Genomic DNA, 17,786 nt, shown 5'->3' on the forward strand with positions numbered 1-17,786 from the left:
CCACTCTCGTGCTGTCACCGATGCGCAAGCGCATTACTGACACTCAGTCATATGAAAGTCACAGGAAAAGCAATCCCGCCACCGCCGTTACGGCTTTCGAGTGTCCTGCTCGTCCGCACCGGTGAAACAACCGAAGGAAAAGACGTGTCGCAGCTCGACACCCGCGTCCCCGCCGTTCTCCTGCGCATCGACCGGAATCCCTTTCACCACGGAACACTGGGTGCCGTCCGCTCCCTCGGCAGAGCCGGAATCGATGTCCATCTGGTGGCCGAGGTGACGGGAAGTCCCGTCGGCAGATCCCGTTTCGTCCGCCGACTGCATCCCCCGCCGCCGCCCGGCGCCACCCCCCGTGACATCGCCACCGCGCTGCTCCAGGTCGCCGCGCGCATCGACCGGCCGGCCGTCCTGATCCCGATGGACGACGCGGGCGCCGTCGCGGTGAGCCGCCTGCGCGCCGAACTCGCCCCCGCCTACCTGCTGCCGCAGCAGCCCCCCGCCCTGCCCGAACGCGTCGCCGACAAGGGTGAACTGGCCGGGCTGTGCGCGGCGGCGGACGTCCCGCACCCGGTCACCGTCGTCCCGGACAGCGCGGCGCAGGCCGCTTCCGCCGCCTGGCGGCTCGGCCTGCCGGTGGTGGCGAAGTGGAGCCGGCCCTGGCTGCTGCCGTCCGGGTCCGGGCTGCGCAGCACGGTCGTGGTGCGGTCCCCGCAGGAGGCCCGTGAGCTGTATCTGCGCAGCGAGGAGGCCGGCAGCCCGCTGCTCCTCCAGGAGTTCCTCGCCCCGGGCACCGACCGCGACTGGTTCTTCCACGGGTACGCCGACCGCTCGGGCACGCTGCGCGGCGGCGGCTCCGGCCGCAAACTGTGCGCCTGGCCCCGCGGCGCGGGCCTGACGGCGATCGGCGAATGGGCCCCCAACCCGACGGTGCGCACCCTCGCGGAACGCCTCACCGCCCAACTCGGCTACCGCGGCATCCTCGACCTCGACTTCCGCCGCTGCGGCACGACCGGCCGCTATCACCTGCTCGACTTCAATCCGCGCCCCGGCGCCCAGTTCCGCCTCCTCACCGACACCGCGGGCCTGGACGTGGTGCGCGCCCAGCACCTCGACCTGACGCACCGTCCACTGCCGGACGGCCGGGCGCGCCCCGGGCGGACCTTCGTCGTGGAGACCTACGCGCCGCTGACCGCCCTGCGCGGAGCCACGCCGCACGGCCGCGAACTCGCCTGGTACGCCGACGACGACACCGCTCCCGGCCGGGCCATGTGGGGCCTGTGGACCGCCCACGTGACCCGCCGGCTGCTCGGCCGGCTGCGCCGGATCGGCGCGGCGGGCGCGACCGGCGTCCTCCCCCGCGTGGTCCGCCAGGGCCCGCCTCCCCCGCCGTCCCTGACCGGCCTCCCGCCGCACGTGCCGTGCGCGGCCGACCCGGCCGACGACGAGAAGGCGAGCAGCCGCTGATGTACGACCTGCTGGTGGTCGGTGCCGGCCCGCACGGCCTGTCGATCGCGTCCCATGCCGCGGCCGCCGGGCTCGGCCTGCGGGTCCTCGGCCGGCCGATGGCCTCCTGGCGCGACCACATGCCCGCCGGCATGTACGTGAAGTCCGAGCCGTAGGCGTCGAACCTCTCCGACCCCGCCCGGCGCCGGCGGCTCGACACCTACTGCGCGACCCGCGGGGTGGGGGCCCGTCACGGCGAGCCGATCCCGGTGGCGATGTCGTCGTACCCCGGCCTCTTCCTGGCCGGTCTGGTCACGGCGTCCGGTTTCGGCCCGGCGATGCGTTTCGTGCACGGCGCCGGCTTCACCGCGGGGACCCTCGTGCGCGGGGTACGGCGCCGGCTGCGGGCCGGGGTGCCGGGCGCCGACGGTGTTCCGGTGCCCGGCAGGCGGTCACGGCAGGACGCGGCAGGGGCGGTGCCGGCCTGAGGGCCTGCACGGGTGCCGGGCGCGTGCGAGGCGTCCGGCACCCGTCGCCGTCATCGACGGGACGCGGTCCGTCCTCGTCGGTACAGCAGGGCGCCCGCGGTGATCAGCACGGCGCTGACGCCCGAGGCGGCGAGCATGGCCCCGCTACCGGTGTGCGGCAGCTCGGGCCGGTCACCTCCGTGCGGCGGGGAGGTGTGCTCACCGGGGGGCGGAGTGGAGTGGACGCCACCGGGAGGCGGCGAGGTGTGACCGCCGGGCGGGGGACTCGTGTGACCACCGGGAGGCGGCGAGGTGTGACCACCAGGAGGGGGCGAGGTATGACCACCAGGAGGGGGCGAGGTGTGACCACCAGGAGGGGGCGAGGTATGACCACCAGGAGGCGGAGTGGAGTGACCGCCACCGGGCGGAGGCGACGAGTGACCACCCGGAGGCGGGGTCGTGTGACCACCGGGAGGCGGCGTCGACTCGCCGCCGCAGGTGTCGCCATAACCCCCGCAGTCCTCCTCAGGGCTGTCGCCGTAGCCCGGCTCATCCTCACCGGAGGGGGAACCGCCGTAGCCGGGCTCGTCCTCCTCAGAGGGGGAACCGCCATACCCCGGCTCATCCTCACCGGAGGGGGAACCGCCGTAGCCGGGCTCGTCCCCGTCGTGGGGCGGTGCCTCGTGGGAGTGGTCCTTGCGTTGCGTTGCGGAGGTGTTCGCACAGGAGTCACCGAAAGCCGGGTTCAGGGCAGCGGTGACGTCGACCGAGTCGCCGCAGGCGTTCACCGGGACGGTCAGCGGGATCTCGGCGCGTTGCCCGCGAGGGCACCGGGCGAGTTCCTGGCGGTGGCGTCCGCGTGTGAGTCGGCGAGGGCGGAACCGCCGTACAGGGACAGAATGCCCGTCGCGGCGGCGGCCGCGACCATGCCCTTGCTCAGGGTCTGTCGCAATCTCGTGGTCTTCCTGCTTGAAGAAGTGGGTAAAGCCGGCCCTGGACGTTGGAACTCGGTGTCCTGGGCCGGCCTCGATCCAGCCGGACGACTGGTACGTGTTCGCTCAGTCGTTGATGCAGACGTTGCCGGCCGCCGGGTTCAGCAGACCGATCACGTTGACGGTGTTACCGCAGACGTTGATCGGGATGTGGATCGGGACCTGGATCACGTTGCCGGACAGGACACCTGGGGAACCTACGGCCGCGCCGTTGGCACCAGCGTCGGCGAAAGCCGGGGCAGCCCCACCGAGGGCCAGAACCAGACCTGCGAGGACAGCAGCGGTCTTCTTCATGATTTTCCCTTCTCTACGGTCATGCCTAGATGACGGTCGAAACCGAGCGAGCACAACGGGGACGGCTCGCACCATGACCGCAGCCTGCACACGAGGAATTGACGACCGAGGCGACCGCGGAACCCGTGGCACGACGAATTCATGCGAATGCCTCACTTGGCGGCGCGCCGTTCCCCCAGTGGGAGCAGCAGCGCCGATACGTCCGCTCCGGCGGATATCCCGCCGGACACGAGCGCGCGGCCCGCAGAAGGATCAGCGGACCGCGCGGAGGACGACCGGGTCTCAGCCGCCGTTCGCCGACAGGACCGACAGGTCCTCCAGGATGTGCGACAGGGCACCGTCGCGCTTGGCTTGGGTGGAGTTGTCGGAGCACTGCTGCGTCAGTTCGTCCGACAGGATCGGGACATCCTGGATCGGGACGATGTTGAGGACGGCGACGTTGATGTCCTCGAGCGCCGCACAGGGCTTGTTGAGCGAGCCGTCGACCAGCGAGAGCTGGGGGCTCATGTCGCCCTTGGTGGACGAGTTGCCGAACGCCGCCGAACTTCCGTTGCCATTGGCCACGGACGGTCCCGAATCGTCACCCGTGGCAAGAGCCTGGGGAGCGGCCGCAACCGACATACCGATGACAGAAGCGGCGGCCGCCGCAGCGACCATTGCCTTCTTGAGCACTTCGCGTTCCTTTCCTCGTAGCGACGCACTGTCCTACGGCGACATCAACCCAGCCCGTGGGAATTGGTTGCGGGGGTTCACCCGGTTGGCCCCAAGGCCGCGAAAACACCGAGAAAAGGACGCCGTCGCCGGGTCCGAGGGTGTGAGCCGATCGGGTGAACGGCAGAAACCGCCTCCCCTGTTCGGAGTTGACCAGGAGGCTCCGGTGGACGGGGTTTCCGCAGAAAGGACAGGCCAGTGATCAAGAAGGTTCTTGCCACCACGGCAATCGCCGCTTCCGTCATGGGAGCCTCCGCCGCAGCTGCTCCGCAGGCATTGGCGATCGGCGACGACAGCGGTCCCACGCTGTCGAACGGCAACGGCGCGTCGCAGAGCTACGGCAACTCCGCGACGTACGGCCACATGAGCCCGCAGATGGCGCTCATCCAGGGCTCCTTCAACAAGCCGTGCATCGCCGTGAACGACATTCCCGTCGCCGTTCTCGACGTCGTTCCGATCCAGAACGTCCCCATCCTGTCGGACGACCTGACGCAGCAGTGCGCCGACAACTCCACCCAGACCAAGCGCGACGGTGCGCTGGCCCACCTCCTCGAGGACGTGTCGATCCTGTCCACGAACAGCGACAACTGACGCCGACGCGGCAAGGGGCGGGCACCGACGTACCGGTGTCCGCCCCTTTCGCATGTCGGTCCTCCGTTCCGCCGGCTCGCGCTCCGGCAGGCCGACGGGGGGGGGACCGGCGTCCTACCGGCCGCCGTCCCGGCGGGCCAGGTCGATCGTGTCGGCGAGGCGGCCCACCTCCGGGTCCTCGGTCCGCTTCGCCAAGGTCCGGGCGATCTTCCCGAGTTCGGTGAGGGACGGGGCGTCGGGCAGGGTGCCGAAGCCCTCGTCACCGCCGCCGCGCAGGGCGTCCGCGAAGTAGGCGGCGGTGGCGGCGACCTGAAAGCGGACGGGAGCGCTCGTCAGGTCCTCGTGCACGGCGTCCGTCTCCGACCGGGCCGAGGCCTCGTGCGGGGCGCGGGTGGCGGGGTCGAGCCAGCGGACGGTGGCGGTGGCGAGGTGGCCCTCGGCGCCCGGCCTGGTGCGGACGGCGTACAGGGCGGTGACGGTGTGGCCGGGACCGACCTCGCCGCCGTCGACGCTGTCGTCGCGGAAGTCGTCGTCGGCGACGCGGCGGTTGTCGTAGCCGACGAGGCGGAACTCCTCGACCGTGCGCGGGTCGAAGGCGACCTGGGCCTTGGCGTCGCGGGCGGTCAGGTCGATGTGCCGGGGGAGTTCCTCGCAGAAGACCTTCTCGGCGTCGCCGTCGTTCGAGACGTAGGTGGTGTGGCCGTCGCCCTTGTCGGCGAGGCGTTCCATCAGGGCGTCGCCGTAGTCGCTGCCGACGCCGACGCCGAAGAGGGTGATGCCGTGGTCGCGGCGGGCGCCCGCGACGCGTTCGAGGATGGTGTCCGCGTCGGTGTCGCCGGTGTTGGCGAGGGCGTCGGAGACGAGGACGACCCGGTTGGTGGCGCCCTCGCGCAGGCCCTCCACGGCGGTGGCGTAGCCGGTCTCGACGCCGGCGCCGAGGTTGGTGGAGTCGGTCGGCTCCAGGCCCTCGATGGCGTCGTGGACACGGCCGCGGCGGTCGCCGAGACGGGTCATCGGCAGGACGGTCTCGGCCTCACCGCTGAAGGTGACGAGGGCGACGGAGTCGTCGTCGCGCAGCCGGTCGGTCATCGTGCCGAGGGACTCCTTGGCGAGGTCGAGGCGGCCCGGTTCGGCCATCGAGCCGGAGATGTCGATCACGAAGGTGAGGGCGGCGGGCGGGCGTTCGCCGGTCCGGGGCGCGGTGCGGGTGGCGAGGCCGACGCGCAGCAGGGACCAGTCCTCGCCGGTGCGGGCGCCGTCGACGGTGACCGAGAAGCCGTTGCCGTCGGGGCGTTCGTAGTCCTGGCGGAAGCTGTTGACGAACTCCTCGGGGCGGATCGTCGACGGGTCGGGACTGTTGCCGTCGGCGAGGGCGCGGCGGGCGTAGCCGTAGGAGGCGGTGTCGACGTCCAGGGCGAAGGTGGAGAGGTGGTTCCGCGCCGGTTCCCGCCGCTGGTCCTGGTCCTGGTCCCCGTACTCGTCCGGGTCCTGGTGGCGGCCGTCGCCGTCCGCGGGGGCCGGGAAGCCGCCGCTGCGCTCGGCGCTGTCGGTGCTGCTGCCCGGATCCCCGGCGCCGCAGCCGGTGAGCAGCAGCAGTGCGGCGGCCGTGCCGGCCAGCAGTCCTCGGACGCGGTGGGTCGTCTCCATCTGTGGTACCCCCTGTGGTCGTTGGCGTCGACGTACGTGACTGTGACGGCACAGGGGGCCCGAACGTGCGGCACGGGGTGTTGCGGATGGGTCTCGAAGAAGCCACGGCGGAGGCCCGCCGAGACCGGTGGGTGATCTCCCCGAGACCTAGGAGACGACGTCCTTGCCGGCGAAACCGCGGAAGGCCAGGGCGAACAGGACGACGGCGTAGGTCACCGAGACGGCGGTGCCCTGGATCATGCCGGAGTACTCGGGGGTGGGCTGGATGGCGTCGGCCCAGGCGAACTGCCAGTGCGCGGGCAGGAAGTCGCGCCAGTCGCCGAGGGCGGTGACGGCGTCGAGGACGTTGCCGACGATGGTCAGGCCGACCGCGCCGCCGACCGCGCCGAGGGGGGCGTCGGTCTTCGTCGACAGCCAGAACGCGAGTCCGGCGGTGACCAGTTGGGACACGAAGACGTACCCCACGATGACGACGAGCCGCTGGGCGGCGGTGCCCGCGTCCAGGGCGCCGCCGGTGGGGATCTCCAGGGGGCCCCAGCCGTAGGCGGCGGTGCCGACGACGAGGGCGACCACGGGCAGCAGGACCATCGCGGCGAGGCTCAGGCCGAGTCCGACGACCAGCTTGGACCAGAGCAGGCGGGCGCGCGGGACGGGGGCGGCGAGGAGGTAGCGCAGGGAGGCCCAGCTGGCCTCCGAGGCCACGGTGTCGCCGCAGAACAGGGCGACCGGGACGACCAGCAGGAAGCCCGCGGAGACGAACAGGTTGACCGCGGCGAAGTTGGCGCCGGACGCGGTGGCCGTGTCCATCAGGTTGATGCGGTTGCCGCCCTCACCGCCGGGTTCGCCGCCGATCGCGAAGGCGATGGCCAGGACGAACGGCAGCGCGCCGAGGATGGCGCCCATGACGAGGGTGCGGCGGCGCTTGAGCTGGCGGGCCAGTTCGACGCGCAGCGGCAGGGTGCGCGAGGCGCGGTAGCCGGAGGCGGTGGCGACGGGCACGGGGGGCTCGGTGTGCTGGGCCGGCTCGGTCAGCGTGCTCATGCGGAGCCTCCGATCAGGGTGAGGAAGGCGTCTTCCAGACGGCGGTGCGGGCCGACCGACTGAACGGGCACGTCGAGCCGCACCAGCTCGGCGACCAGGCGCTGGGCGCTGCCGTCCGCGTCGAGGCGGACGAGGAGTCCGTCGTCGGTGCGGACGGCGGAGACGACGCCGGGCAGCGCGGCCACCTTCTCGGCGAGCGGCTCCTCCACGGGCGTGGCGGTGCCGACGAGGAGGGTGTCGCCGGAGCCGACGATCACGCCGACCGGTCCCGCCTGGACGAGCCGGCCGCGGTCCATGACGACGAGGTGCGTGCAGGTCTGTTCGACCTCCGCCAGCAGGTGGCTGGAGACGATCACCGTGCGGCCGGCGGCGGCGTACCGGATCATCACCTCGCGCATCTCGCGGATCTGGGGCGGGTCGAGGCCGTTGGTCGGTTCGTCGAGGATGAGCAGGTCGGGCAGGCCGAGCATGGCCTGGGCGATGGCCAGGCGCTGGCGCTGCCCTGCGAGTAGGTGCGCACCGCGCGGGCGAGGGCGTCGCCGAGGCCGGCGATCTCCAGGGCCTCGTCGAGGTGGGCGTCCTCGGCCGGGCGGCCGGTGGCCTGCCAGTACAGCTCCAGGTTCTGCCGGCCGGACAGGTGCGGCAGGAAGCCGGCGCCCTCGACGAAGGCGCCGACGCGGGAGAGGACGGGGGCGCCGGGGCGGATGGCGTGGCCGAAGACGCGGATCTCGCCGCCGTCCGGCTTGATGAGGCCCATCAGCATGCGCAGGGTGGTCGTCTTGCCGGCGCCGTTCGGGCCGAGCAGGCCGAGCACCTGGCCCTTCTCGACACGGAAGGAGAGGTCGCGGACGCTGTAGCGGTCGCCTCCCGCGTACTTCTTGCTCAGGTCGGTGATCTGGAGCGGGATTTCGGCCAGCTCCGGGTCGGGGGCGGGCGTCGCGGTGCGGCGGCGGCCCGTGACCAGCAGCGCCACGGCGAGGCCGGCGCCCGCGAGGGGCAGCCACCACACCCAGGACGGCAGCGGGGCGGCCGCGGTGCTCACGCCGGCGGCGGTGGGCACCTCGAGGTCGCCCTTCAGGGAGACGGTGTACGTCGCCGGGGCGGCCGGGGAGGCGTAGCCGAGGTCGGTGGAGGCGAGGACCAGGCGCAGCCGGTGGCCCTTGTCGACCTCGTGGTCGATGGCCGGGAGGGTGAGGGTGACGTCCTTGCCGGACCTGGCGCCCTCGACGCGGATCGGGGCGACGAGCTGGGAGGGCAGCACCTGTTGGCGGCCGTCCGGGCCGACGTCGTAGACCTTGCCGAACAGGACGGCGTCCTCGCTGGTCGACCTGACGTGGAGGGTGGCCGTCGGGGAGCCGGTGACGCGCAGGTCCGTGGTGACGGGGGCGGAGGTGAACGCGGCGAACTGGCCGGGGAAGTCGAGGGAGACGCCGACGCCGAGGGAGGACAGCTGGGAGAGGCTGCCGCCGCCCAGCCCCGGCAGGGCGGAGACGGCGGGCGGGCTGGCGCCGGGCGGGTTGGCGAAGGACTGTTCGCGGCCGGTGAGGGCGATCGAGCGGTCGCCGCCGGTCAGGCCGGGGTAGGTGTCGTCGCTCGCGCCGCGCAGGAGGGCGGCACCGTCGGTGGAGTCGACGCCTCCGGTGCGGGTGATCCGGAAGGCGGGGCCGGTGTCGGCGCCCTTGTCGTCCTTCAGGTAGCGGTCGAACCAGGAGGTGACGCGGGCCTGGACGCGGCTCGCCTCCGGGTCGCCGCCGTCATGGCCGCCAGCGATCCAGTCGACGTCGACGGGGGCGCCGTTGGCGCGGATCGCCTTCTCGGCGGCGTCGGACTGGGCGAGGGTGAAGAGGGAGTCGGTCTGGCCCTGGAGCAGCAGCGTGGGCACCTTGACGCGGTCGCCGACGGCGGACGGGGAGCGCTCCTCCAGGAGGGCGCGGGCGGCCGCGTCGGGGGTGCCGGACTCGGCGACCCGCTCGTACATCGCGCACAGCACGGGCTCGAACCGGGCGCAGCCACCGCCGGTGTTGAAGAAGATGCCGGTCCACAGCTTCTTGAACACGCCGCCGGGGAACAGGGCGTCGGCGAGGTTCCAGTAGGTGATCGCGGGGGCGATGGCGTCGACGCGGGCGTCGTGTCCGGCCGACAGCAGGGAGATCGCGCCGCCGTAGGAGGCGCCGGCCATGCCCACACGGGGGTCGCCGGCCTTGTCGAGCTGGACCTGCGGCTGCTTCGCCAGCCAGTCGATCAGCTTCGAGACGTCGGCGACCTCGCCCTTCGGGTCGTTCAGCCCGATCTTGCCGGTGGATGTGCCGAAGCCGCGCGCCGACCAGGTCAGTACCGCGTAGCCGTCGGCGGCGAGGTTCTCCGCCTGCGCCCGGACGTCCTCCTTGGTGCCACCGAAGCCGTGCCCGAGCAGGACGGCGGGGCGGCGGCCGGAGTCGCCGGAGGTGAAGTACGAGGTGGCCAGGCGCACGCCGTTGACGGCCATGACCTGGTCGGCGCGGTGCACCGGGGGTGCGTCGTCCGAGGCCACGGCCGTCCAGGTGCCGGCGCCGGCGAGCACGACGACGGCGGCCACGGCGGCGATGATCCGCCGCGGCCGCCGCGGTCCGCGCAGTCGAAGATCCATGCGTCAACGGTACGGGGTGAAACTGTCGGGAAGTTGTCGACCGGAGACCGAGCTGCCCCACCTCCCACAGGCGTACGGCGGGATGTCGGCGTACACCAGGCGCGGTACGGGTCAGTCCCGCGCGTCCTCCGGGATCGACACCAGCCAGCGGGTGCCGGGACGGGGGCGGAGGTAGAACGCCCAGTAGAGGGTGGCCGCCGCGGTGATGCCGCCGGTCCACAGGAGGTGGACGGTTTCCTGCTGGGTCAGGATGTAGGCGAGGACCGCGATCAGGACGGCCGGGACGACGGGCCACAGGGGCATGCGCCAGGCGTGCGTGTGGCGGTGGGCGCCGCGGCGGGCGAGCAGGGCGGCGATCGCGACGAGCAGGTACATGCCGGTCACGGAGACGCCGGTGACGCCGTACAGCGTGTCCAGGTCGACGAAGCAGAGCAGCGCGCCGGGGACGCCGACGGCGAGGGTGGCGACCCACGGGGAGCCGAAGCGGCCGAGCTTGGAGAAGACGGCGTTGACCGGCCGCGGCCAGGCCTTGTCGCGGGCGGAGGCGAACAGGACGCGGGAGTTCTGGATGACCATGACGATGCCCGCGTTGACGATGGCGAGGGCCACGCAGAGGCTGACGAAGGTGCCGACGGCCGAGTTGGACCAGGCGGTCACCATGGCGCCGATGTCGCCGCCGGTCAGCTCGGTGAGGTCGGAGGCGCCGAGGGTGATGCCGACGACCGGGACCAGGATGATCACGGTGGAGATGGCGAGGGTGGCCAGGACCGTGCGGGCGACGTTGCGGCGCGGGTTCTCCAGTTCCTCGGAGAGGTAGACGGCGGTGGAGAAGCCCTGGGTGACGAAGAGGGCGATGGCGAGGCCGGAGACGATCAGCATGGCCGTCACGGTGTCGGCGTGGCCGTCCGTGCCCGCGACCTCCAGGGAGACCAGGCTGCCCGCGCCGCGCTCGCTGTGGGCGAAGCCCAGCACCGCCACGACGGCCGCCGCGATGACCTCCAGGACCAGGAAGACGCCGGTGATCCAGGCGTTGGCCCGCAGGTCGAGCAGGCCGGCGAGGGTGGCCAGCAGCATCACCGCGGCGCCGGCCAGCGACGGGTCGAGGTGGACGATCGGGGCGAGGTAGTCGGCCGTGCCCATCGCGATCACCGGCGGGACGATCATCACGACGAGGAGGGAGAGGACGAACACCAGCCAGCCCGCCAGTCGCCCGGCCATCGTGGAGACCATCGCGTACTCGCCGCCCGCGCTGGGGATGAGGGTGCCCAGCTCCGAGTAGCAGAACGCGACGGCGACGCAGAGGAGGGAGCCGATCGCGATCGTGAGGGCGGTCGCGGTGCCGAGCGAGCCGAACAGGTCGGGGACGACGACGAACAGCGTGGACGCGGGGGTCACGCAGGACAGGGTCAGCAGGGTGCCGCCGACCACTCCGATGGAGCGCTTGAGCTTCTGGGGACCGTCCTGGCCGTCGGGGACGGCGCTGCCGTCGACGGCGGCCGGTACGGGGCGGAGCGTGTCGGTCATGGGGTTCCGATCGACTGATGCGGCGAGGTTCGGTCGGGAGCGCTATCGCCTCCGGCGGCTTGGGTGGTACTCGTTCGGGCCGCTCCCGGCGCTGCATGGAACCCCGACGAAAACCACCGCGTCAATAGGTGTTCATCTACGGAATCCGTTGCGCGACACGGGTTGCGAGGAGGTATTCGGCAGTGACGGGCAAGCCCCTGAGGGGCGGTGGGCCGTACGGGAACCGTAGGCGCCGTGGGGAAAAAACGTGCCGCCGTCCGGTATCCGGACGTGTCGGTGGGGGCCACTAGAGTCTGCTGGCACAGCTGGTTCACAGTGGACGGGGTGGGGACGAATGAAGGTCAAGTACACCGCTGCCTGGGTGGGGCTCACGGCGGCGGCGCTGGTGGCGGCGACGGGGTGCAGCTCGGACCCGGTCCGGGACACCGCGCAGAAGGCGGCCGAGGTGGCCGACAGCTCCGAGAAGATCAAGGCCGCGCTCACGCGGGCGACCGACCGGACCGAGCAGCTCGGCTCGGCCGAGGTGAGGATGACCACCGACATCGGCACGGGTACGCCCGTCGCGATGGACGGCACGTACTCCTGGGGTGACGGGTACGCCTTCGACGTCCGGATGGACACCGCGGCCGCGCAGATGCAGCAGCTCCAGGACGCCCCGACCATGCGGGTGCTGTTCGTGGACGGCGCGTACTACTACGACGTCGACCCGCAGGCCACCGGCCCCCTGGCGGGCAAGGAGTGGATGAAGGTCGACAGCTCCGCCGTCTTCGGCGAGCAGGGCTCGCAGGCCCTCAGCGGCAGCAACGGCAGCCCATCGGCCTCCATGAAGGGCCTGAAGTACGCCAAGGACGTCGAGGACCTCGGCTCCGAGACGGTGAACGGGAAGACCGCGACCCACTACCGGGCCGTCGTCGACCAGGAGCGGATGGGCTCGCTCAAGGATGCCTTCGGCGGCCTCACGGACTCGGGTGCCACCTCGATCACGATGGACGTCTGGGTGGACGCGGAGGACCTTCCGGTCCGCATGGTGCAGGAGTTCGGCGCCATGAAGGTCTCCATGGACTTCGCCGAGTTCGGCAGGACCGTCGTGGTGAAGGCACCGCCGGCCGCGCAGACCGGCGACCTCACCGAGGCGCTCGAGGAGGCCGGCGCCGCCGGGTGACACGACGGTGCCCTGCCCCCGGGTGGGAGCAGGGCACCGTACCGCCGGGGCAGCCGGGTCAGTGGTTGCGCGGGAAGCCCAGGTCGACGCCTGCCGGGGCGTCGGCCGGGTCCGGCCAGCGGGTGGTGACGACCTTGCCGCGGGTGTAGAAGTGCGTGCCGTCGTTGCCGTAGATGTGGTGGTCGCCGAAGAGGGAGTCCTTCCAGCCGCCGAAGCTGTGGTAGCCGACGGGGACCGGGATCGGGACGTTCACGCCGACCATGCCGGCCTCGATCTCCAGCTGGAAGCGGCGGGCGGCGCCGCCGTCCCGCGTGAAGATCGCGGTGCCGTTGCCGAAGGGCGACGCGTTGATCAGCGCCACGCCCTCGTCGTAGGTGTCCACGCGCAGGACGCACAGGACCGGGCCGAAGATCTCGTCCTGGTAGGCCTTGGCGCTGGTGGGGACCTTGTCCAGCAGCGAGATGCCGATCCAGTGGCCGTCCTCGAAGCCGTCGACGGTGTAACCGGTGCCGTCCAGGACGACCTCTGCGCCCTCGGCCGCCGCGCCCTCGACGTACGACGCCACCTTGTCGCGGTGGACGGCGGTGATCAGCGGGCCCATCTCGGAGGTCGGGTCGTTGCCGGGGCCGATCTTGATCTTCTCGGCGCGCTCGCGGATCTTCTCCACCAGCTCGTCGCCGATCGCGCCCACCGCGACGACGGCCGAGATGGCCATGCAGCGCTCGCCGGCCGAGCCGTAGGCCGCGCTGACCGCCGCGTCCGCCGCCGCGTCCAGGTCGGCGTCCGGGAGGACCAGCATGTGGTTCTTGGCGCCGCCCAGGGCCTGGACCCGCTTGTGGTTCGCGGAGGCCGTGGTGTGGATGTGGCGGGCGATCGGGGTCGAGCCGACGAAGGAGACGGCCTTGACGTCCGGGTGCTCCAGGAGTCGGTCGACGGCCACCTTGTCGCCGTGGACGACGTTGAAGACGCCGTCCGGCAGACCGGCCTCCGCCAGCAGCTCGGCGAGCTTGACGGACGCGGACGGGTCCTTCTCGGACGGCTTGAGCACGAACGTGTTGCCACAGGCGATGGCCATGGGGAACATCCACATGGGCACCATGGCCGGGAAGTTGAACGGCGTGATGCCGGCGACGACGCCCAGCGGCTGCCGGATCGAGGCCACGTCGACGCGGCCGGCGACCTCCGTGGACAGCTCGCCCTTCAACTGCACGTTGATGCCGCAGGCCAGGTCCACGATCTCCAGGCCGCGGGCGACCTCGCCGAGCGCGTCGGAGTGGACCTTGCCGTGCTCGGCGGTGATCAGTTCGGCGATCGCGTCGCGGTTGGCGTCGAGCAGGGCACGGAAGCGGAAGAGGATCTCCGTCCGCCTGGCCAGCGAGGACCGGCCCCAGGTGGCGTAGGCGTCCTTGGCGGCGGCGACCGCGGCGTCCACCTCGTCGACGTCGCGAACGCGACCTTGGTGGTGACCGCGCCGGTCGCCGGGTCGGTGACCGGCCCGAACGTACCCGACGCGCCTTCGACGGACTTGCCGCCGATCCAGTGGTTGACGATCTTCGTCATGACCGAGTACTCCTTCACAGATGACGGCGTCGGGTGGAGACGTGCCGTTCGTACAGCTCACGGGCCTTCACCGCGGACGCTCGGGTCGCGGTCTCGGCCACGGGTACATCCCACCAGGCCTGCGCCGGGGGCGCGCCCGACACTGTGTCTGCCGTTTGGGTCTCGACGTAGACACAAGTGGGAGTGTCGGCGGCGCGCGCCTCGGCGAGCGCCGCCCGCAGGTCGCGCACGGTCTTCGCGCGCAGCACGCGCATGCCGAGGCTGGCCACGTTGGCGGCGAGGTCGACGGGGAGCGGGGCGCCGGTGAACGTCCCGTCCTCGGCCCGGTAGCGGTAGGCGGTGCCGTAGCGCTCGCCGCCGGTCTCCTCCGACAGACCGCCGATGGAGGCGTAGCCGTGGTTCTGCACGAGCAGGATCTTTATCGCGATCCCCTCCTGCACGGCCGTGACGATCTCCGTCGGCATCATCAGATAGGTGCCGTCGCCGACCAGCGCCCACACCGGCCGGTCCGGCGCGGCGAGCTTCACGCCGATCGCGGCCGGGATCTCGTAGCCCATGCAGGAGTAGCCGTACTCCAGGTGGTACTGGTCGCGGGAACGGGCCCGCCACAGCTTGTGCAGGTCGCCGGGGAGCGAACCGGCGGCGTTGATGATGACGTCCGACTCGTCGACGATCGCGTCCAGCGCCCCGAGCACCTGCGGCTGCGTCGGGCGTACGTCGGGCTCCTCGGCCTCGTAGCAGGCGTCGACGCGCTGCTCCCAGCGCTCCTTGTCCTCGCCGTACTCGGCGACGTACGCGTCCGCGACGCGGTGGGCGTGCGTGCCGAGGGCCCGGGTCAGCTCCTGGAGGCCGCTGCGGGCGTCCGCGACGAGCGGCAGTCCGGCCAGCTTGTGGCCGTCGTAGGGGGCGATGTTGAGGTTGAGGAAGCGGACGTCGCCGTGGCCGAAGAGGGTGTGCGAGGCCGTGGTGAAGTCGGTGTAGCGGGTGCCGACGCCGATCACCAGGTCGGCGGTGCGGGCGAGTTCGTCCGCCGTCGCCGTGCCGGTGTGGCCGACGCCGCCGACGTCCTGGGGGTGGTCGTGGCGCAGGGAGCCCTTGCCGGCCTGGGTGGAGGCGACCGGGATGCCGGTGGCCGCGGCGAACTCGGCGAGGGCCTCCTCGGCACGGCTGTGGTGGACGCCGCCGCCCGCGATGAGCAGGGGGCGCTTCGCCGCGCGGATGGCGGTGACCGCCTCGGCCAGTTCGGCGGGGTCGGCGGCCGGACGCCGTACGGCCCAGGTGCGCTCGGCGAAGAACGCGTCGGGCCAGTCGTAGGCCTCCGCCTGGACGTCCTGGGGCAGCGCGAGGGTGACCGCGCCGGTCTCCACCGGGTCGGTCAGCACCCGCATCGCCTGGAGGGCGGCCGGGATCAGGGCCTCGGGGCGGGTGACGCGGTCGAAGTACCTCGACACCGGGCGCAGGGCGTCGTTGACCGACACGTCGCCCGCGTGGGGGACCTCCAGTTGCTGGAGGACGGGGTCGGCGACGCGGGTCGCGAAGGTGTCGCCGGGGAGGAGGAGGACGGGGAGGTGGTTGATGGTGGCGAGGGCGGCTCCGGTGACCAGGTTGGTCGCGCCGGGGCCGATGGACGTCGTCACGGCGTGCGTGGAGAGCCGGTTGGACTGGCGGGCGTACCCGACGGCCGCGTGCACCATCGACTGCTCGTTGCGGCCCTGGTGGTACGGCATCTCGTCGGCGTACTCGACGAGCGCCTGGCCGAGGCCGGCGACGTTCCCGTGGCCGAAGATGCCCCAGGTCGCGCCGATCAGCCGCTGCCGTTCGCCGTCGCGCTCGGTGTACTGGGCGGCGAGGAACCGCACCAGCGCCTGGGCCACGGTAAGCCTGGTGGTCATCGGTACCCCCCTGTGGTCGCTGTGTGCTCCGGGTGGAAGCAGATCCGCCACTCCCGGGTCTCGCCGGGTCCGGCCATGACGTTCAGGTAGTACATGGCGTGGCCGGGCTGGGCGATGGACGGGCCGTGCCAGCCGTCGGGGACGAGGACGGCGTCCCCCGAGCGGACCTCGGCGAGGACGTCGGAGCCGCCCTCGCGCGAGGGGGACACGCGCTGGTAGCCGAAGCCGCCCGGTCCGTCGATCTCGAAGTAGTAGATCTCCTCCAGCTCCGACTCCTCGCCCGGCCGGTGCTCGTCGTGCTTGTGCGGCGGGTACGAGGACCAGTTGCCGCCGGGCGTGATGACCTCGACGGCGATCAGCTTGGCGCAGTCGAAGGCGTCGGCGGAGGCGAAGTTGCGCACCAGGCGGGCGCAGTTGCCGCTGCCGCGTTCCTCGACGGGGACCTCCGGCGCGGGGCCGTAGCGGGCGGGGAGTTGACGCTCGCACTTCGCTCCTGCCAGGGCGAAGCGGCCTCCCGCGCCGGAGGCGATCTGGGCCCGGGCGTCGCGGGGAACGTACGCGAAGTCGGTTACCGACGCGAAAACGCTCTCCCTGCCCAGGAGTTGAAACTCTTCATCCGCCGTTCGCACGGTACATCCGCCCTCCAGCGGAAGCACGATCCACTCGCTGTCGCCGGTGGTGAAGCTGTGGGTGCCGCCCGGCGCCAGCTCGACGATCCGCAGACTGCTGTGCGTCCAGCCGGCCCGCACGGGGTCGATGTCGAGCACGTGGTCCGCGTCGGCGGTGCTGCCGCGCGGAATGTACAACTCGTCGTTCATGCGGCCCTCACTGTTCACGCGGCCCTCACACTCCCTGCGGCACTCACGGTCCGTGCGCGCCGCACCGTCCACGCGGCGTTCACAGCAGTCCCACGGCGGTGTCCACGGCGGCCGTCACATCGCCGTCCGCCGGGTACAGCAGCGAACGGCCGACCACCAGGCCGCGCACGGTGGGGAGTTGCAGCGCCCCGCGCCACTTCTCGTACGCCCCGTCCTGGTCGTCGCCCACCTCGCCGCCCAGCAGGACGGCGGGGAGTGTGGAGGTCGCCATGACCTCGGCCATGTCGTCGGGGTTGTCGGTGACCGGGACCTTCAGCCAGGTGTAGGCGGAGGTGCCGCCCAGGCCGGAGGCGATGGCGATCGACTTGGTGACGGCCTCGGCGGAGAGGTCGTTGCCCAGCCTTCCCTCCGGGGTGCGGCGGCTGATGAACGGTTCGACGAAGAGGGGCAGTCCGCGGGCCGCCATGTCGTCGATCGCGCGGGCGGTGGACTCCAGGGTGGTGAGCGAGCCCGGGTCGTCGTAGTCGATCCGCAGGAGCAGCTTGCCCGCGTCGAAACCGAGACGCTCGATGTCCTCGGCGCGGTGGCCGGTGAAGCGGTCGTCGAGTTCGAAGCGGGCGCCCTGGAGGCCGCCGCGGTTCATCGAGCCCATGACGACCTTGCCGTCGAGGGCGCCGAGGAGCAGGAGGTCGTCGAGGATGTCCGCGGTGGCCAGGACGCCGTCCACACCCGGTCTGCTCAGCGCCAGGCAGAGGCGTTCCAGCAGGTCGGCGCGGTTGGCCATGGCCAGCTTGCGGTCGCCGACACCGAGGGCACCGCGGGCCGGGTGGTCGGCGGCGACGATCATCAGCCGGCCGGTCTCGTCGAGCAGCGGGCGACGGGTGCGGCGGGCGGCGGCCTCGGCGATGGCCTCCGGATGGTGGGTGCGGAGGCGGACGAGTGCGGAGACGTCGACGGTGGTGAGGGCGGCACCGCCCGCGGGCGCGCCGGCGGCGCCGGTGTCCTGGCGCGGGGTTCCTCC

The 17,786-nt window shown here is 72.1% G+C and carries 13 protein-coding genes and 3 pseudogenes; 4 read left to right on the forward strand and 12 right to left on the reverse strand.

Going from position 1 to position 17,786, the window contains the following annotated elements:
- Positions 1 to 144: 144 nt before the first annotated feature.
- Positions 145 to 1,461: a carboxylate--amine ligase gene (locus tag BM536_RS12590; protein ID WP_094102935.1), complete on the forward strand. Its 1,317-nt coding sequence runs from the start codon at positions 145 to 147 to the stop codon at positions 1,459 to 1,461.
- A pseudogene (locus tag BM536_RS12595) lies at positions 1,416 to 1,745 on the forward strand (dimethylaniline monooxygenase); the annotation flags it as partial. The gene BM536_RS12590 and the pseudogene BM536_RS12595, both read left to right, overlap by 46 nt.
- 233 nt (positions 1,746 to 1,978) lie before the next feature.
- On the opposite strand, the gene BM536_RS44815 reads toward BM536_RS12595, so the two are convergent.
- The 4 genes from BM536_RS44815 to BM536_RS12610 form a co-directional block, all read right to left on the reverse strand.
- The gene (locus BM536_RS44815) at positions 1,979 to 2,695 is read right to left on the reverse strand and encodes a chaplin family protein (RefSeq protein WP_425444626.1); all 717 of its coding nucleotides are present in this window, start codon (positions 2,693 to 2,695) and stop codon (positions 1,979 to 1,981) included.
- An 8-nt stretch (positions 2,696 to 2,703) separates the two neighbouring features.
- The gene (locus BM536_RS42770) at positions 2,704 to 2,859 is read right to left on the reverse strand and encodes a chaplin family protein (protein WP_245873476.1); all 156 of its coding nucleotides are present in this window, start codon (positions 2,857 to 2,859) and stop codon (positions 2,704 to 2,706) included.
- 106 nt (positions 2,860 to 2,965) lie between these two features.
- Complete coding sequence (locus BM536_RS12605) at positions 2,966 to 3,193, reverse strand: chaplin (RefSeq protein WP_073490781.1); 228 nt, start codon at positions 3,191 to 3,193, stop codon at positions 2,966 to 2,968.
- 282 nt (positions 3,194 to 3,475) lie between these two features.
- Positions 3,476 to 3,865 (reverse strand): rodlin, encoded by a 390-nt coding sequence (locus BM536_RS12610; RefSeq protein WP_073490779.1) that lies wholly within the window; start codon positions 3,863 to 3,865, stop codon positions 3,476 to 3,478.
- Positions 3,866 to 4,102: 237 nt separating this feature from the next.
- On the opposite strand from BM536_RS12610, the gene BM536_RS12615 reads away from it, so the two are divergent.
- Entirely contained in the window at positions 4,103 to 4,495 is a 393-nt protein-coding gene (locus tag BM536_RS12615; protein WP_073490777.1) for a rodlin, read from the forward strand.
- Between the two features lie 114 nt (positions 4,496 to 4,609).
- Here the strand turns inward: BM536_RS12615 and BM536_RS12620 are convergent, their stop codons facing one another.
- The 4 genes and pseudogenes from BM536_RS12620 to BM536_RS12635 form a co-directional block, all read right to left on the reverse strand.
- On the reverse strand, positions 4,610 to 6,142 hold the full coding sequence (locus BM536_RS12620; RefSeq protein ID WP_094102936.1) for a vWA domain-containing protein: 1,533 nt from the start codon (positions 6,140 to 6,142) through the stop codon (positions 4,610 to 4,612).
- A gap of 147 nt (positions 6,143 to 6,289) precedes the next feature.
- On the reverse strand, positions 6,290 to 7,183 hold the full coding sequence (locus BM536_RS12625; RefSeq protein WP_073490775.1) for an ABC transporter permease: 894 nt from the start codon (positions 7,181 to 7,183) through the stop codon (positions 6,290 to 6,292).
- Positions 7,180 to 9,809, reverse strand: a pseudogene (locus tag BM536_RS12630) (CocE/NonD family hydrolase). The gene BM536_RS12625 and the pseudogene BM536_RS12630 overlap by 4 nt, the downstream one beginning before the upstream one ends.
- Before the next feature lie 111 nt (positions 9,810 to 9,920).
- Entirely contained in the window at positions 9,921 to 11,333 is a 1,413-nt protein-coding gene (locus BM536_RS12635; RefSeq protein ID WP_073490774.1) for an APC family permease, read from the reverse strand.
- 334 nt (positions 11,334 to 11,667) lie between these two features.
- Here BM536_RS12635 and BM536_RS12640 point away from each other — a divergent pair, with 334 nt between their 5' ends.
- On the forward strand, positions 11,668 to 12,495 hold the full coding sequence (locus BM536_RS12640) for an SCO4651 family lipoprotein (protein ID WP_073490772.1): 828 nt from the start codon (positions 11,668 to 11,670) through the stop codon (positions 12,493 to 12,495).
- Positions 12,496 to 12,553: 58 nt separating this feature from the next.
- On the opposite strand, the pseudogene mmsA reads toward BM536_RS12640, so the two are convergent.
- The 4 genes and pseudogenes from mmsA to BM536_RS12660 form a co-directional block, all read right to left on the reverse strand.
- Positions 12,554 to 14,055 (reverse strand): annotated as a pseudogene (mmsA, locus tag BM536_RS12645) (CoA-acylating methylmalonate-semialdehyde dehydrogenase).
- A gap of 14 nt (positions 14,056 to 14,069) precedes the next feature.
- Positions 14,070 to 15,947, reverse strand: coding sequence for a 3D-(3,5/4)-trihydroxycyclohexane-1,2-dione acylhydrolase (decyclizing) (gene iolD, locus BM536_RS12650; protein WP_073490770.1), 1,878 nt, complete (start codon positions 15,945 to 15,947; stop codon positions 14,070 to 14,072).
- Positions 15,944 to 16,765, reverse strand: a complete 822-nt coding sequence (gene iolB, locus BM536_RS12655; RefSeq protein ID WP_073490853.1) for a 5-deoxy-glucuronate isomerase — start codon at positions 16,763 to 16,765, stop codon at positions 15,944 to 15,946. Before iolB ends, iolD begins: the two co-directional genes overlap by 4 nt.
- 79 nt (positions 16,766 to 16,844) lie before the next feature.
- The gene (locus tag BM536_RS12660; protein WP_094103115.1) at positions 16,845 to 17,672 is read right to left on the reverse strand and encodes a Cgl0159 family (beta/alpha)8-fold protein; all 828 of its coding nucleotides are present in this window, start codon (positions 17,670 to 17,672) and stop codon (positions 16,845 to 16,847) included.
- Between the last annotated feature and the right edge of the window lie 114 nt (positions 17,673 to 17,786).

The organism is Streptomyces phaeoluteigriseus (assembly GCF_001896135.2).
Lineage (GTDB): Bacteria > Actinomycetota > Actinomycetes > Streptomycetales > Streptomycetaceae > Streptomyces > Streptomyces phaeoluteigriseus.